The 15,728-nt window shown below is 55.3% G+C and carries 15 protein-coding genes; 11 read left to right on the top strand and 4 right to left on the bottom strand.

Going from position 1 to position 15,728, the window contains the following annotated elements; genetic code table 11:
• Window positions 1-183 precede the first annotated feature (183 nt).
• From arnB to ACMV5I_RS01540, 11 genes are all read left to right on the top strand, one after another.
• Window positions 184-1,338 (top strand): UDP-4-amino-4-deoxy-L-arabinose aminotransferase, encoded by a 1,155-nt coding sequence (arnB, locus tag ACMV5I_RS01590; protein ID WP_414823501.1) that lies wholly within the window; start codon window positions 184-186, stop codon window positions 1,336-1,338.
• On the top strand, window positions 1,325-2,305 hold the full coding sequence (gene arnC / locus ACMV5I_RS01585) for an undecaprenyl-phosphate 4-deoxy-4-formamido-L-arabinose transferase (RefSeq protein WP_174332860.1): 981 nt from the start codon (window positions 1,325-1,327) through the stop codon (window positions 2,303-2,305). Before arnB ends, arnC begins: the two co-directional genes overlap by 14 nt.
• Window positions 2,305-4,287 (top strand): bifunctional UDP-4-amino-4-deoxy-L-arabinose formyltransferase/UDP-glucuronic acid oxidase ArnA, encoded by a 1,983-nt coding sequence (arnA, locus tag ACMV5I_RS01580; RefSeq protein ID WP_414823705.1) that lies wholly within the window; start codon window positions 2,305-2,307, stop codon window positions 4,285-4,287. The genes arnC and arnA overlap by 1 nt, the downstream gene beginning before the upstream one ends.
• Entirely contained in the window at window positions 4,284-5,195 is a 912-nt protein-coding gene (arnD, locus tag ACMV5I_RS01575) for a 4-deoxy-4-formamido-L-arabinose-phosphoundecaprenol deformylase (RefSeq protein ID WP_414823500.1), read from the top strand. The genes arnA and arnD overlap by 4 nt, the downstream gene beginning before the upstream one ends.
• On the top strand, window positions 5,192-6,856 hold the full coding sequence (gene arnT, locus ACMV5I_RS01570; RefSeq protein ID WP_414823499.1) for a lipid IV(A) 4-amino-4-deoxy-L-arabinosyltransferase: 1,665 nt from the start codon (window positions 5,192-5,194) through the stop codon (window positions 6,854-6,856). The genes arnD and arnT overlap by 4 nt, the downstream gene beginning before the upstream one ends.
• Window positions 6,853-7,197, top strand: a complete 345-nt coding sequence (gene arnE, locus ACMV5I_RS01565; protein ID WP_261457775.1) for a 4-amino-4-deoxy-L-arabinose-phosphoundecaprenol flippase subunit ArnE — start codon at window positions 6,853-6,855, stop codon at window positions 7,195-7,197. Before arnT ends, arnE begins: the two co-directional genes overlap by 4 nt.
• Window positions 7,194-7,583 (top strand): 4-amino-4-deoxy-L-arabinose-phosphoundecaprenol flippase subunit ArnF, encoded by a 390-nt coding sequence (arnF, locus tag ACMV5I_RS01560; protein WP_024486712.1) that lies wholly within the window; start codon window positions 7,194-7,196, stop codon window positions 7,581-7,583. The genes arnE and arnF overlap by 4 nt, the downstream gene beginning before the upstream one ends.
• Before the next feature lie 168 nt (window positions 7,584-7,751).
• On the top strand, window positions 7,752-8,210 hold the full coding sequence (locus tag ACMV5I_RS01555) for an NlpC/P60 family protein (RefSeq protein ID WP_021178133.1): 459 nt from the start codon (window positions 7,752-7,754) through the stop codon (window positions 8,208-8,210).
• Window positions 8,211-8,267: 57 nt separating this feature from the next.
• Window positions 8,268-9,281, top strand: coding sequence for a lipoate--protein ligase A (locus ACMV5I_RS01550; protein ID WP_121608964.1), 1,014 nt, complete (start codon window positions 8,268-8,270; stop codon window positions 9,279-9,281).
• A gap of 299 nt (window positions 9,282-9,580) precedes the next feature.
• Complete coding sequence (locus ACMV5I_RS01545; RefSeq protein ID WP_141132120.1) at window positions 9,581-10,318, top strand: EAL domain-containing protein; 738 nt, start codon at window positions 9,581-9,583, stop codon at window positions 10,316-10,318.
• Between the two features lie 284 nt (window positions 10,319-10,602).
• Window positions 10,603-12,045: a protein adenylyltransferase SelO gene (locus ACMV5I_RS01540; protein ID WP_414823498.1), complete on the top strand. Its 1,443-nt coding sequence runs from the start codon at window positions 10,603-10,605 to the stop codon at window positions 12,043-12,045.
• A gap of 27 nt (window positions 12,046-12,072) precedes the next feature.
• On the opposite strand, the gene ACMV5I_RS01535 is transcribed toward ACMV5I_RS01540, so the two are convergent.
• From ACMV5I_RS01535 to ACMV5I_RS01520, 4 genes are read right to left on the bottom strand one after another with little or no spacing between them, the layout of a single operon-like run.
• Window positions 12,073-12,858, bottom strand: a complete 786-nt coding sequence (locus tag ACMV5I_RS01535) for a heme ABC transporter ATP-binding protein (protein WP_414823497.1) — start codon at window positions 12,856-12,858, stop codon at window positions 12,073-12,075.
• Window positions 12,851-13,855 (bottom strand): FecCD family ABC transporter permease, encoded by a 1,005-nt coding sequence (locus ACMV5I_RS01530; RefSeq protein WP_024530002.1) that lies wholly within the window; start codon window positions 13,853-13,855, stop codon window positions 12,851-12,853. Before ACMV5I_RS01530 ends, ACMV5I_RS01535 begins: the two co-directional genes overlap by 8 nt.
• Window positions 13,855-14,685, bottom strand: coding sequence for a heme/hemin ABC transporter substrate-binding protein (locus ACMV5I_RS01525; RefSeq protein WP_414823496.1), 831 nt, complete (start codon window positions 14,683-14,685; stop codon window positions 13,855-13,857). Before ACMV5I_RS01525 ends, ACMV5I_RS01530 begins: the two co-directional genes overlap by 1 nt.
• A complete protein-coding gene (locus ACMV5I_RS01520; RefSeq protein ID WP_414823495.1) occupies window positions 14,682-15,716 on the bottom strand; it encodes a hemin-degrading factor in 1,035 nt (344 codons plus the stop codon). The genes ACMV5I_RS01525 and ACMV5I_RS01520 overlap by 4 nt, the downstream gene beginning before the upstream one ends.
• Window positions 15,717-15,728: the final 12 nt, after the last annotated feature.

Here is a 15,728-nt window from a genome sequence, read left to right as displayed (position 1 = left end):
CCTTGATGAGGAGGTTTTACAGAGTGTGTCCTGATAATAATTTCTTCCTTAAGGTTTAGTTAAGCTTGCCCACGTAGATTGGCAGTTATTCCACCAGTGATCATTCTTTGCGACGTTTACTATTCGTTAAATGTAAAAGTCTTACAGTGGCTTAAAGAAAATCGAGACGTTTGGGGTTTAATTATGGATCAATTCCTGCCTTTTTCACGCCCGGCAATTGGGGATGAAGAGATTGCAGCGGTAGAAAAGGTATTGCGTTCCGGCTGGATCACCACCGGACCGCAAAATCAGCAGTTGGAAAGTGAGTTTTGCCGAACCTTCGGCTGCAAGCATGCGGTTGCCGTCTGCTCTGCAACGGCGGGGATGCACATTACCCTTATGGCTCTGGATATCGGGCCAGGGGATGAAGTCATTACCCCCTCTCAAACCTGGGTTTCCACCCTTAATATGATCGAATTGCTTGGCGCTACGCCGGTGATGATCGATGTTGACCGTGACACGCTAATGGTCAGCGCAGCCGATGTTGAGGCGGCCATCACCCCACGTACCAAAGCGATTATTCCCGTTCACTATGCGGGCGCACCATTACCGATGGATGAACTGCGTGCAGTGGCTCAACGCCACAATCTTCCCCTGATTGAAGATGCAGCTCACGCCGTGGGCACCCGTTTCAATGGTGAATGGGTTGGCTCGCGGGGTACCGCGATTTTCTCTTTCCATGCCATCAAGAACCTGACCTGTGCGGAAGGTGGCCTGATCGCGACCGATGATGACCAACTGGCCGATCGCGTCCGCTGCCTGAAGTTCCACGGCCTGGGCGTTGACGCTTTTGACCGCCAACTGCAGGGGCGTAAGCCGCAGGCAGAAGTGGTTGAACCTGGCTATAAATACAACCTGTCAGATATTCATGCGGCGATCGCTGTGGTGCAGCTGGCGCGCTTGCCAGAGCTGAACGCCCGGCGCAAGGTGCTGGCGGAACGTTACCTGGCCGCGCTGCAAGACTCGCCTTTCCAGCCGTTGGGGTTGCCAGATTATCCGCACGATCACGCCTGGCACCTGTTTATGGTGCGTGTTGATGAACAACGTTGCGGCATTGGGCGCGATCAACTGATGGAACGGCTGAAAGAAGTTGGGGTTGGTACCGGTCTGCATTTCCGCGCCGCCCATACACAAAAATTCTACCGCGAACGTTACCCACAGCTGTCACTGCCTAATACCGAATGGAATTCGGCACGCCTGTGTACTTTACCGCTGTTCCCGGATATGACCGAAGCCGATGTCGATCGCGTGGTCAATGCCTTGTCTTCCGTATTGGAGTCTTCCCGTGTCTCGCGCTGAACCTATTAGCAAAGTTTCGGTGGTGATCCCGGTGTTCAACGAGCAGGAGAGTTTACCTGCCTTGTTGGAGCGCACCACCGCCGCCTGTAAACAACTATTGCAACCTTATGAAATTATTCTGATTGACGATGGCAGCAGCGACAACTCTGCCGCCATGCTGACCGCTGCGGCGGAACAACCGGGGAGTTGCATTATTGCCGTGCTGCTGAACCGTAACTACGGCCAGCATTCCGCCATCATGGCGGGTTTCAATCAGGTCAGCGGCGATCTGGTGATCACCCTGGATGCCGATCTGCAAAACCCGCCGGAGGAAATCCCCCGTCTGGTCAGCGTCGCGGAAGAGGGTTATGACGTGGTAGGTACCGTGCGTGCCAACCGTCAGGACTCCTGGTTCCGCAAGACGGCCTCCCGCATGATCAATATGATGATCCAGCGCGCGACCGGTAAATCCATGGGCGACTATGGATGCATGTTGCGTGCCTATCGCCGCCATATCATTGAGGCGATGCTGCACTGCCATGAGCGCAGTACCTTTATTCCGATCCTGGCCAATACCTTTGCTCGCCGTACCACGGAGATCGAGGTGCGTCACGCTGAACGCGAGTTCGGTGACTCCAAATATAGCCTGATGAAGCTGATCAACCTGATGTATGACCTGATCACCTGCCTGACCACTACGCCGCTGCGTCTGCTCAGCGTGGTAGGCAGCGTGATTGCGCTGTCAGGCTTCGTGCTGGCGGTGTTGTTGATCGTGCTGCGTTTGGTCCTGGGGCCGGAATGGGCGGCAGGCGGAGTGTTCACGCTGTTTGCGGTGTTATTCACCTTTATCGGTGCACAGTTTGTCGGTATGGGATTGTTAGGGGAGTACATCGGCCGGATTTATAACGACGTCCGTGCTCGTCCCCGCTATTTTGTCCAGAAAGTGGTCGGTGCAAAACCAACCCAAAATAATCAGGAAGAAGAATGATGAAAGCTATTGTATTTGCTTACCATGACATCGGCTGCGCAGGCTTGAAAGCGCTGACAGAAGCGGGCTATGACGTACAGGCCGTATTTACCCATACCGATGATCCAGGTGAAAACAACTTCTTCTCTTCCGTTGCTCGCCAAGGGGCTGAACTGGAGCTGCCGGTGTATGCACCGGAAGATGTCAATCATCCGCTGTGGGTGGAACGTATCCGTGAGCTGCAGCCGGATATCATTTTCTCTTTCTACTACCGCAATATGTTGAGCGATGAGATCCTTTCTCTGGCTCCAAAAGGTGGTTTTAACCTGCATGGTTCACTGTTGCCAAGCTACCGTGGCCGCGCGCCGATCAACTGGGCGCTGGTGAATGGCGAAACCGAAACCGGTGCCACGCTGCACAAGATGGTCAAACGCCCGGATGCCGGCGATATCGTTGGTCAGCATAAAGTGGCGATTTCCGAGCAGGACACCGCGCTGACGCTGCACAAAAAAGTGTTGGAAGCGGCGCAGATCGTCTTGAAAGAACAACTGCCGAAACTGAAAAACGGTACGGCCAGCCTGACGGTACAAAACGAAGCGGATGCCAGCTATTTTGGCCGCCGTACCGCTACCGACGGTGAAATCCAGTGGCACAAATCTGCCCGTGAAATCAACAACCTGGTGCGCGCTGTCACTGAACCTTATCCGGGCGCCTTCAGCTATCTGGGCCAGCGCAAGGTGACCGTTTGGCGCGCACGCGTGCTGGATACTGCGCATGATAAGCAGCCTGGTACGGTGCTGAGCACCACCCCACTGGTGATTGCCTGTGGTGAAGGGGCGCTGGAAATCGTGGCTGGCCAGAGCGAGTCTGGTTTGTATGTGCAAGGCAACCGCCTGGCAGCGGAAATGGGCATGGTGAGCGACGTACGTCTGGCTGCCAAGCCAAGCTCGGTGATGAAGCGCCGGACCCGCGTGCTGATCCTGGGAGTTAACGGCTTTATCGGCAACCATCTCACCGAACGCCTGCTGCGCGAAGATCGTTACGATATCTATGGCCTGGATATCGGCTCTGATGCCATCAGCCGTTTCCTGGATAACCCGCGCTTCCACTTTGTGGAAGGGGATATCAGCATTCATTCGGAGTGGATCGAATATCACATCAAGAAGTGCGACGTGGTATTGCCGCTGGTGGCGATCGCCACACCGATCGAATACACCCGCAATCCGCTGCGCGTGTTCGAGCTGGATTTCGAAGAAAACCTGAAAATCGTTCGCGACTGCGTGAAATACAACAAACGCATCATCTTCCCGTCCACCTCCGAAGTTTACGGCATGTGTGACGATAAAGAGTTTGATGAGGACACTTCGCGTCTGATCGTCGGGCCAATCAACAAACAGCGCTGGATCTATTCGGTCTCCAAACAGCTGTTGGACCGGGTTATCTGGGCTTATGGGGCTAAAGAAGGCCTGAAGTTCACGCTGTTCCGTCCGTTTAACTGGATGGGGCCACGCCTGGACAACCTGGATGCGGCGCGCATCGGCTCATCGCGTGCGATCACCCAGTTGATCCTGAACCTGGTTGAAGGCTCACCGATCAAACTGGTGGACGGTGGGGCGCAGAAACGTTGCTTTACCGATATCAACGACGGTATTGAAGCGCTGTACCGCATTATTGAAAACCGCGACGGTCAATGTGATGGTCAGATCGTCAACATCGGCAACCCGACCAACGAAGCCAGTATTCGTGAGCTGGCGGAAATGCTGCTGGCTAGCTTCAATGAGCATCCGCTGCGCGGCAATTTCCCGCCGTTTGCCGGTTTCAAGGACGTGGAAAGCAGTAGCTACTACGGCAAAGGATATCAGGACGTTGAGCACCGTACACCAAGCATCAAGAACGCGCGCCGCCTGCTCGGCTGGCAGCCGACGATCGCCATGCAGCAAACCGTTGCCGAGACGCTGGACTACTTCCTGCGTACTACGGTAAAGGAAGGTGATGGTGCATGAAGAAGGTCGGCCTGCGAGTTGATGTAGACACCTTTAGCGGTACCCGTGAAGGGGTGCCGCGCCTGCTGGAACTGTTTGCCAAATACGATATTCAGGCCAGCTTCTTCTTCAGCGTCGGGCCGGACAACATGGGGCGCCACTTGTGGCGCCTGCTTCGTCCCCAATTCCTGTTGAAAATGCTACGTTCCAAGGCCGCTTCCCTGTATGGCTGGGATATCCTGCTGGCGGGAACTGCGTGGCCTGGGCGGAATATTTCCCGACCTTTGGGGCCGTTGATGAAGCGCACGTTGGAGATGGGCCACGAAGTAGGGTTGCATGCCTGGGATCATCAAGGGTGGCAGGCCAAGGTGGGGCAATGGTCCAAACCCGAGTTGACGCGTCAGGTTCAGTTGGGTGTTGATGCACTGGCCAATGCGATCGGCCAACCGGTCCGATTTTCGGCGGTGGCGGGGTGGCGTGCCGATCAGCGCGTCGTGGAGGTTAAGCAAGATTTTGGTTTCGAGTATAACAGCGATTGCCGTGGCACCCACCCGTTCCGTCCGCTATTAGAGAACGGCCAGCCGGGCACGGTGCAAATCCCCGTGACGCTCCCCACCTTTGATGAGGTGATTGGCCGTGAAACCAGCATGGCGGATTTCAATGATTATATTCTGCGAGCGATAGAAAACGATGGTGGGGTGCCAGTGTACACCATACATACCGAGGTGGAAGGTATGTCGCAGTCGGCCATGTTCGAACAGTTGTTACAGCGTGCAAAACAGCAAGGTATCGAGTTCTGCCCGCTGAGCGCGTTACTGCCCCAAGACGTGTCATCACTGCCGCTAGGCCGCATTACTCGCGCACCATTTCCTGGCCGAGAAGGCTGGTTGGGTTATCAAACCGAAGTTGGGGGAGAAAAGGTTTCATGAAAGCGTTGAAAGGATCCTGGGCCATCGTATTGGCCATTTTTTTTGCCCTGGTGTATCTGCTGCCGGTGAATGGGCGGTTGCTGTGGCAGCCGGATGAAACCCGCTACGCCGAAATCAGCCGTGAAATGCTGGCGCGCGGAGATTGGGTTGTGCCTAACCTGCTCGGCCTGCGCTATTTTGAAAAGCCGGTCGCCGGTTACTGGTTTAACAACATTAGCCAGTGGTTGTTCGGCGATAGCAACTTTGCCGTGCGCTTTGGTTCGATATTCAGCACCGGTATGACCGCCTTGCTGGTCTTTGCCCTGGCCTGGCTGATGTGGAAAAATGCGCGTCGTGCCAGCCTGGCAGTGCTGATCTTCCTGTCGATGGTGCTGGTATTCAGTATCGGTACTTACAGCGTCCTCGATCCGATGATTTCGCTGTGGTTGACGGCAGCCATGGTCAGCTATTATCTGACGCTGAAAGCCACCACCGCCAGAGGTAAGCTGGGGGGCTATGTGTTGCTCGGGCTGGCCTGTGGCATGGGGTTTATGACCAAAGGCTTTCTGGCGCTGGCGGTGCCGGTGATTGCCGTTATCCCCATTGTTATTCAGCAGCGTAAAGTCAAAGATCTGTTCTGCTATGGGCCAGTGGCGATCGTGGTGGCGGTACTGCTCAGCCTGCCGTGGGCGCTGGCGGTGGCCCAACGCGAGCCGGACTATTGGAACTACTTCTTCTGGGTGGAGCATATTCAGCGCTTTGCCGAAGACAATGCCCAGCATAAGGCACCCTTCTGGTATTACATCCCGATCCTGATCGCTGCGGTACTGCCGTGGTTGGGGTTATTGCCTGGTTCCCTGCTTAAGGGATGGCGTGAGCGAGTGCAGCGCCCAGAGCTGTTTTTCCTGTTGAGCTGGGTGGTGATGCCGCTGATCTTCTTCAGCATCGCCAAAGGCAAGCTGCCTACCTATATTCTGCCTTGCATGGCGCCGTTGGCACTGCTGATGGCGGCTTACGCCGAGGATTGCGCAGGGCAGTTACGTACTCAGGTCTTCAAGGTGAATGCTCTACTGAATGGCCTGTTTGGTCTGATTGGCATTATCGCGTTGTTGCTCATCGGCTCCGGTGTGTTACATAAAGTACATCTGTTTACTGCCGATGAGTGGCCGAAAATCGTGCTCGGTCTGATTGCCTTTGGTGGTTGGCTGCTGTTTGCCGTGATTTCCTCTCGTGATAACGCGAAACGCTGGACCTGGGCGGCCGCCTGCCCGCTGCTGCTTTGTCTGTTGATCGGCTACGCTATCCCACAGCAGGTGATCGACTCCAAGCAGCCGCAAAACTTCATTCGTGACAATATCGCCACGCTCAGCCAGAGCCAGTTTGTATTGGCCGATCGCGTGGGTATCGCCGCTGGCCTGGCCTGGGAACTGAAACGCAGCGATGTGCTGATGTACGGTGAAAAAGGCGAGCTCACTTATGGCTTGGCGTATCCTGATGCGCGCGGTCACTATATCGGCGAAGAGGATTTTGCTGGCTGGTTGGCTCAGGCTCGTAAACAGGGGGATGTGTCACTGGTAATGCAACTCTCCCGTGGTGAGCACGTGCCGACAGATTTGCCACCGCCAGACAGCGTGGTCGAGATGCATCGCATGGCATTGGTATGGTATAAGCAGCAACCATGATGGCGTATTTTTTGGTGATCCTGGTTAGCCTGTTCACCTGTGCGGGGCAACTGTGTCAGAAACAGGCTGCCCTTACCTGGCAACAGGCTGGCGATCGGCGGCGGGCTTTAACGCTGCGCTGGTTGGCGCTGGCGGTGCTGCTAATGGGGCTGGGCATGCTGGTGTGGCTAAATGTGTTGCAGCGCCTGCCGCTTAGCCTAGCCTATCCGATGCTGAGCCTCAATTTTGTCCTGGTGACGCTGGCGGCACGCTGGTTGTTCAACGAGCCGACTACGGTGCGTCACTGGTGCGGCGTGGCGTCGATCATGCTGGGGATCCTGCTGATGAGTCTGCAATCATGAAAGGTTATCTTTGGGGGGCGGGCAGCGTTCTGTTAGTGACGTTGGCCCAGTTGCTGATGAAATGGGGCATGGGACAAATCCCGCTGTTGTCCTTTGCCGATGTTACCTGGCCGTTACTCAACCAGTACGGAATGGCCTTGATAGCGGTGGCCGTTGGCATTTTCGGCTATGCATTATCAATGCTATGCTGGTTCTTCGCGCTACATTATCTGCCGCTGAACCGGGCTTATCCGCTACTGAGCGTCAGTTATGCGCTGGTTTACCTGGCGGCGGTGATCCTGCCCTGGTTTAATGAATCTGCCACCTTGCTCAAAACGCTGGGGACGCTGTTTATTCTGTTCGGTGTGTGGTTGATTAACAGCCATCGGGCGGCAAAAAACCGTTAATAGCGGAAAAAATCGTTGTCGACTCGAATATCTCATGGACAAAACTTGCCTTTTTATTAACTTGAGCGATAAATTAATGCCAAACAGCATTCTCCTTACCTGGGGTGGCGTGGTGAAATATCGCAGGCGGTTGATCCGCTTCGGTGTTCAAGTGAAAGGTAAAATGCGATGCGTGTGTGGTTTCTATTAGCCAGTTTAATTCTCGCCGGTTGCAGCAGCCATGCGCCGCCGCCGAGTGGCCGTTTGTCCGATTCCATCGTGGTGGTAGCGCAATTGAACGAGCAACTGCGTCAATGGTATGGTACCCCGTATCGCTATGGTGGGTTAGATCGCGGCGGTGTTGACTGTTCCGGCTTTGTCTATCGCACCTTCAGCGATCGTTTTGATATGCAATTACCGCGATCCACGGCGCAGCAAACCGGGCTGGGGACCAAAGTCTCGCGCGACGAGCTGATGCCGGGCGATCTGGTGTTCTTTAAAACCGGCAGCGGAGAGAATGGCCTGCATGTGGGGATCTACGATACCAACGACGAGTTTATTCATGCCTCTACCAGTAAAGGCGTGACGCGTTCCTCACTCAACAACGTCTATTGGCGCAAGGTGTACTGGCAGGCGCGCCGGATTTAACGCCCCAAACCCCCTATCTGGTGTATTATGGCAGCACTGCATGATGAGGTGACTGCCATGAATTCCTTACGTTTATTGATTTCCGATTCCTACGATCCCTGGTTTAATCTGGCGGTAGAAGAGTGCATCTTCCGCGAAATGACCACGCAAAAAATCCTCTTCCTGTGGCGTAATGCCGAAACCGTGGTGATCGGCCAGTCGCAGAACCCGTGGAAAGAGTGCAATACCCGGAGGATGGAGCAGGATGGCATTCGTCTGGCACGGCGCAGCAGCGGCGGCGGGGCGGTGTTTCACGACTTGGGCAATACCTGCTTTACCTTTATGGCCGGTAAGCCCGGCTACGATAAAACCGTTTCTACCGGCATTATTCTGGCGGCGCTGAAACAGTTGGGTGTTGATGCTTCGGCTTCCGGGCGTAACGATTTGGTGGTCGAAACGGCCGACGGAGTGCGCAAGATCTCCGGCTCAGCCTACCGCGAAACTCAGGATCGTGGTTTTCATCACGGTACGCTGCTGTTGAATGCCGATCTCAATCGCCTGGCGGATTATCTCAATCCCGATCCGAAAAAATTGCAGGCGAAAGGCATTACCTCCGTGCGTTCCAGGGTCGCCAACTTGGCCGAGTTTGTGCCAGAAATCGACCATCAGCAGGTTTGTGACGCCGTCATTCAGGCTTTCTTCGCTCATTATGGTGAAACGGCACAGCCGGAAGTGATCTCCCCGGATGTCTTCCCAGACCTGCCCGATTTTGCCCAGCAATTTGCCAAGCAGAGCAGTTGGGAATGGAATTTTGGCAAAGCGCCAGCGTTTAGCCACTTGCTGAATGAGCGCTTTACCTGGGGTGGGGTGGATATCTTCTTTGACGTGGAGAAGGGCGCGATTGTACGCGCGCAGATCTTCACCGACAGCCTTAACCCTGCGCCATTACAGACTTTGGCCGAAAAGCTGGTGGGCTGTGCCTATCGCAGCGAGGCGTTGGCAGACTGTTGTGCACAGCTGGTAGCGCAATATCCGCAGCAGGAGAGCGAGCTTAGTGAGTTGCGGCGTTGGCTGTTGGAAACCATTAAGTAGTGCTGTGTGGTAAATAAATTAGGAATTTTATTAATAAAATCAGGTGGTCGCCGCATCATCTGATCGTTGAACATAAAAAATAATTCACCTATTGCGTAAAGCTTTTAATTTGTAATGATACATGCCGCAAATTAAATTAACGCACCTGACTGCCTGTACAAAAAACATCGCTAAAACTATCAATTGCTTGGCAACGACGGGCTAATCACATTACTATTTCTGAACTATCTCCCAGGGATTGATCGGTATAACTTATTGTTATACGATGGTTTGCACGCCATTAAGCCTCTGGCATTAAAATGAATATTCAATCTGACGTTGATTTTATTAGTCAGTACGTCTTCCTGCCGATTTACGCCATGACGGGAAGATTACTGGCGGTGGAACTTCTCACCCGTTTTACTGGCTCGGGCGACAACCTGGCGATGCCTACGGAGATCGGCCTGCGGTTATTAACCCCAGAACAAAGGATTGAGTTATTCACCGATCAACTCACGCTGGCTGAAAAGCACGCGTCATGGTTTGTTGCCAACGGGGTGACATTGACCATTAATATCGAAGAAACGGTTGTCGATTGGCTGCTTGGCAGCGAAACACGTCGTCAACGAGTGCAGCAGCTGCCGTTTATTGCTTTTGAAATCAATGAGAGTTTCCCCAACCTTTCCGCTGGGAAAGACAATGTGAAAATACGCTCGTTAAGTGACTACTTTTCGCTGTGGCTCGATGGTTTCGGTTCTGGCAAAGCGACGTTGACCGCGTTGTACGATGGTTTATTTGATTTTGTGAAGATCGACAAACGCTTTTATTGGCAATTGGTTACCCAACAGGGATATGACCTGGTTATCGATTCACTGCTTAAGAATATCAATCAACTTTGTAAGGGAGTTATTGTTTGCGGCATTGAGAAACATGAGTATTTCAATAAACTGACCAACACCGGTGTTTTAGGGCTACAGGGGTTTTTATGGCCTGCCATCAGTGTGGATAATCTGCGGTCTCTACGCAGGATTGCTGAAGAGTTCGATAATAATAGCTGATTTTTTCTTACATACCGGGGTAAATAGTGGACTGGATGATTTTTACCGTGATCCCAGTACTGATAATTATTGTCGCTTTATCATTGATAAAGCACTTTAGCCATGCGCGTAGTAGGTCATTAAAAGACTCACGCCGCCGGCGTTAAATAACCAAGCTAATAAGGCTCACCGCCGCTTTTTAGTGTACCACGCCCCTTAAGGTTATCGGCCAGGGGCGAATCCCTTGTAAATCCTCCGTGTTAATCCGCACCTTCAGGCTCTACACTAAACGTTACGGAGGGCCTATGCCGCAATTTGAAAACGCTTATTACCAACAGCTGCCCGGTTTTTATACCGCACTGCCACCGACGCCGCTTAAAGCAGCCCGTCTGCTGTATTACAGCCAGCCGCTGGCTCAGGAACTGGGGCTGGACGCAAGCTGGTTTACCCCAGAGAAAACGCCAATTTGGGCAGGTGAAACCCTGTTACCCGGCATGCAGCCTTTGGCGCAGGTTTACAGCGGCCATCAGTTTGGTTCCTGGGCGGGGCAATTGGGAGATGGCCGGGGGATCCTGCTGGGCGAACAGCGGCTCGTGGACGGCCGCAGTATGGACTGGCATCTGAAAGGCGCCGGGTTGACGCCGTATTCCCGCATGGGTGATGGGCGGGCGGTGCTACGCTCGGTGATCCGTGAATTCCTGGCCTCCGAGGCGCTATACCATTTGGGGATCCCGACGACGCGGGCTCTGACGATAGTCACCAGCGAACATCCGGTGTTCCGTGAACAACCGGAGCGCGGGGCAATGCTGCTGCGGGTGGCGGAAAGCCATGTCCGCTTTGGCCATTTCGAACATTTCTATTACCGCAAACAGTCGGAACAGGTCAGGCAACTGGCGGACTTCGTTATTGCGCGCCACTGGTCGCAATGGGTTGATGAACAAGATCGCTATCTGCTGTGGTTTACCGATGTGGTGGAACGCACCGCACGTATGATTGCCCATTGGCAGTGCGTGGGATTTGCCCACGGCGTGATGAATACCGACAATATGTCGATCCTCGGCCTGACGATGGATTATGGGCCTTATGGTTTCCTTGATGACTACCGGCCCGATTATATCTGCAATCACTCCGATCATCAGGGCCGTTATGCGTTCGATAACCAGCCAGCCGTGGGGTTATGGAACCTGCATCGATTGGCGCAAACGCTGTCCGGTTTACTGAGTGCCGAGCAGTTACAGCAGGCACTGGCCGCCTATGAACCGGCGCTGATGCAGGTTTATGGCGAGCAAATGCGTGCCAAACTGGGCTTGTTTACCCAGTCGAAACAGGATAACGATCTGCTGACCGGCTTATTGAGCCTGATGGCGCAAGAGGGGCGTGACTACACCCGGACCTTCCGTTTATTGAGCGACGTTGAGCAGCAGCAGGCGCAAACGCCAATGCGCGACGAATTTATCGATCGCGATGCGTTCGACGGCTGGTATCAAAAATATCGCCAGCGCTTACAGCTTGAACAGGTGAGTGATGCCGAGCGCCAGCAAGCGATGAAGCTGGCGAATCCTAAACTGATTTTGCGTAATTATCTGGCGCAACAGGCCATCGAAGCGGCAGAGCAGGACGATGTCAGCAAGCTGGCACGTTTGCACCAGGCGTTGCTGCAACCTTTTGCCGATGATGCTCAGTATGACGATCTGGCGGCCTTACCACCGGATTGGGGCAAGCACCTGGAAATTTCCTGTTCGAGCTGAATGCAGCAAGCCCTCCATGGCTTACCGTTACTGACGTAAAAACACCTGCGGCAGTGCGGTTTCCGGGTGGGCGGTGACACCGAGATCGGCCTGATACCAACGTGTCAGGATATCCGTCTGTAATACCTGCTGCGGGGTACCGGAAGCGACCAGGCGGCCCTGATGCAACAACAGAATACGATCGGCGTACAGCGCGGCCAGATTAAGATCGTGCAATACGCAACAGACCGCCAACGGTTGCTGACGCGTCAGGGAGCGCAGCAGGCGTAAGGTATGCTGCTGATGATACAGATCGAGCGCCGAGGTAGGTTCATCAAGGAATAACCAGGATGGTGCGGGTTGCGGCTGCCACAACTGCACCAATACTCTGGCCAGTTGCACCCGCTGCTGTTCCCCGCCGGATAGCTGGCGGTAATCGCGTTGGGCCAGGCTGGCGCAATCGGTCTGTTCCATCACCTGTTGGATCGCCCGTTTGGCATCGCGCCCGCTATGCGGAGAGCGTCCCATGGCAACCACTTCTTCCACGGTAAACGGAAAGGCCAGCTCGCTGTGTTGACGCATTACCGCCCGGACCTTGGCCAACTGCTGAGGTTGCCACTGCTCAAGCGGTTTACCTTGCAGACGGCACTCGCCACATTCAGCGGCCAGATAACCGGTAAGTAAGCGAAGCAGGGTAGACTTCCCCGCGCCGTTGGGGCCGATAATCGCCACCATCTCACCGCTGGCGATACTGAGGGAAACATCGGTGATCAACCGGCGCTCCCCCAGGTTGTAACGCAATTGCCGTGCTGTCAGCGTTGATGAATCATCCACCCGTGCGCTCCCGCTGGCGCATCACCAGCCACAGAAAATAGGGACCACCGATCAGGCTGGTCATCAGGCCTACTGGCATTTCTGCCGGGGCGACCAGCGTACGTGCCAGCGTATCGCTCACCAACAGCAGGCAGGCACCGCCGAGGGCAGAGGCTGGTAACAACCAGCGGTGATCGCCCCCAAGCCGCATACGCACCAGATGGGGAACCACCAGGCCAATAAAACCGATGACGCCGCTCATCGCTACGGCGGCCCCAATCAGCAGGGCGCTGAGTAATAGCAACTGCAGCTTGGCGCGTTGCACATTGACCCCAAGGTAATGTGCCTCTTCATCGCCCAGCTGTAGCAGATTCAAACGACGAGCCTGTAACAGCGTCAGCAATGCGGCAGGCAGGATCAGCGAAGCGGATACCACCAGGGTGGGCCACTGTGACTGGCTAAGGCTGCCCATCATCCACAGCGAAAACTGACGCAATTGCTGGTCGCTACTGAGGTACGACAGCACGCCAATCGCTGCCATGCACAGCGCATTGATGGCGATACCGGCCAGCAACAGCCGCGACAGGCTGCCGTGCCCGCTGCGGCTGATGCCGTAAATCAGTATTGAAACCAGCAGGCTGCCAAGAAACGCCGCCAGCATATGGCTGTACAGAGCGATGAGCGGGGGCAGAGCCAGCGGCATGACGATCACCAGTGCGACGAACAGTGCGCCGCCGCTGCTGATCCCCAACAGGCTGGGATCGGCCAAGGGGTTGCGGAACAACCCCTGCATCACCGCCCCGGAAACCGCCAACGCGCAGCCGATCACCACGGCCAATAGCACGCGTGGCAGGCGAATATTCAGCCAGATATGCCAGGAGGTATCGCTGAGAGGTGCCTGCCACAGGGTGCGAAATGACAGTGTCAACGCCCCAAGGTTAGCGGCCCCAAGCGCCAGTATCGTCAGCAGGATCAGCAGGCTGCCGATCGCCAGGCGGGGTGAGGTTCGGCAACGCATTACTTTTGCTCCGCCGCTTTACGCAACAGGCCCAGCGCCTGCGGCGTTTCCAGACCAAAACCGAGCAGCGCCATATCATCAACGATCAGCACGCGACGGTTTTTCCCCGCAGGTGTCAGAGCCATGCCGGGCAACAGCCACAGGTTTTCCTGGCCACCGATGGAGCGAACGCCATCGGTAGTCACCAACAGCAAGTCTGGTGCGCTGGCAATCACGCCCTCTTGCGAGAGCGGGCGATAACGGCTGAAACCTTGCATCGCGTTTTTCAACCCAGCCGCTCTGATAATGGCATCTGCCGCGGTTTGCTGGCCCGCGGCCATGGGGGTGATACCTCCGTGACTCATCACGAACAGCACTTTCACCGGTAGCGGCGTATTGGCTACCGCTGCCAACTGTTGCTGATAGCGTTCGGCCAACTGCTTGCCTTGGCTACTGCGATGGGTGGCATCGGCTATCACGCTGATTTTTTTAGGCACCGCCTGCACGGTGGTATCCCCAGGGATACGCACCACCTTCACGCCACTGTCTTCCAATTGCTTGAGCACCAACGCTGGCTCTGCCAACTCGGTAGTCAGGATCAGGGTGGGTTTCAGCGCCAGAATACCTTCGGCATTCAGCTGGCGCATATAGCCTACGTCGGGCAATTTCTGCACCGCAGCAGGGTGCAAACTAGTACTGTCTCGTGCCACAACTTCATCGCCCGCGCCCAGCGCGAAGGCAATTTCGGTCACGTCACCACCTATCGAAACAATCCTCTCGGCCGCCACGGCGGCTAATGGAAACGCCAGCGCAATGCACAGCGCCAGGCGACGGGGCAATGAAGCTATCATGCGGCGACTTCCTTCGGTTCAAGTGCAGCAACCTGCTCACGCCACTGGAGCTGCTCCGGTTGGCCTTCGGTACGCTGCCCGTAAAGTTGGGCGATCTGGGTGCCATCGGCAGCAAACAGCTCCAGGCTGGTGACCATGCCATCTTTGGTTGGCTTACGTGTGATCCAGCTTTCGGCGATCGCCCCTTCAATCAGGTGCAGGGTAAAGTGGCGGTTAAAGATGTTGATCCAGCCGTCCTGCGGCATCAGGCGTTCGATCTGGCCGGTAAAGATTTGCACACAGCCCCGGTTGCCGACGAAGATCATGATTTCGTTCTGCGCAGACTTGGCGGCTTCCAGGATCGCCGTCAGCGCGCTGTTGTCCACGCGATAGGCCAGATCGTTACCCACTGCGCGGAAGGCCTGTTGGCGGGTCAGATTATTGCGGCTCAGCAGTTGGAAGAACTGGTGGACGTCGGTCATAGCCCGCCAGTCGGCATCGATTTTGGCGGCATCTGGCGCGCTGTTGCTCTCTTTAATTTCGGCCGGTTGCAGCTCCAGTGTCGGGTTTTCCGCACTTTGATGGCGCTCGACCAAGGCGAACCAGGCGGCGAGATCGGTTTCGTCGGTGGTGTAGACCTTATGCAGCGCGTCGCCTTGATGATCAAAGAACTGAATGCTGTGGCGCACGCCACGCTTGTTGGTTTCACTCAGGGCAAAAACGCTGGCCCATTGATTGAGGAACAGGCGCAGATCCAGCTCGCGTGGGTTGAGGATCAGCCCGGCATGGCCATTGAGGTGCTGATTCTGATAACGCCCTACCTGCTCGTGTACCGCATAGCTGTTACGAGTAATGGACTTGGTGACGCCAACCTGTTCCAGTTCGGTCAGCAGCGTACGGGCATCGGCTTGCAGGCGACGAGCATCGTGGCCGACGCGGGCGTGGGTCAGTTCGGCTTCGCTGATACCCAACAGCTCGGCCAGATCGCGGGCATATTTACCTGGGTGATCAATTTTCGCCTGCTCATAACGTTGGTATAGGGTCTCGCTCATTAGTTTGCTTCC

Origin of the sequence: Serratia sp. T13T92 (assembly GCF_047530105.1) — a bacterium.
Classification (GTDB): Bacteria; Pseudomonadota; Gammaproteobacteria; order Enterobacterales; family Enterobacteriaceae; genus Chania; species Chania fonticola.
Note: the sequence above shows the minus strand (reverse complement) of the source record. Positions and strands in the feature narration are given on the sequence as shown.